This is a genomic window from Vibrio sp. 10N.222.49.C9, assembly GCF_041474985.1.
GTDB classification, from domain to species: Bacteria; Pseudomonadota; Gammaproteobacteria; order Enterobacterales; family Vibrionaceae; genus Vibrio; species Vibrio crassostreae_C.
The window spans coordinates 1-413 of sequence record NZ_JBFRVD010001396.1 but is presented as its reverse complement, the minus strand read 5'-3'; the positions used below and the strand labels follow the sequence as shown (position 1 = coordinate 413).

Annotated in this window: 1 protein-coding gene; it reads left to right on the top strand. The window is 48.2% G+C overall.

Features of this window, described 5'->3' with window-relative positions:
- Positions 1 to 413 (top strand): aldehyde dehydrogenase family protein (locus AB4585_RS28455; protein ID WP_372172121.1); only part of this gene is annotated, 413 nt, incomplete at both ends.

The following is a 413-nucleotide window of genomic DNA, read 5'->3' as shown; positions in this document are numbered from 1 at the left end:
GGAACTATGATCAAGGAAGAAAGCATTGTCGCGCCTTTTGATCGTAGTGTAACGGTCGGTAAGATCGGTTTTGCGAACCTTGATCATGTTTCCGATGCTATTACCACAGCCCAGTCAGGCCTTGAGCACTGGAGATATGCACCAGTTGCTCGCCGTGCTGAGTGTTTGAGAAATCTAGCGGATAAGCTAGAAGAGAATCTTGCAGAGCTAGTAGCCCTTTGCCATATGGAAGCGGGCAAAACCATTCATGACAGCATTGATGAGGTGCGCGAAGCGGTGGATTTTTGTCGCTACTACGCAGACAACGCGATTCATCTTGGTCCTGAATCTATTCAAGGCTTTGATGGTAATCTGCAATGGTGTGAGAGACACGGTCGTGGCGTATTTGTCTGTATTAGCCCATGGAACTTCCC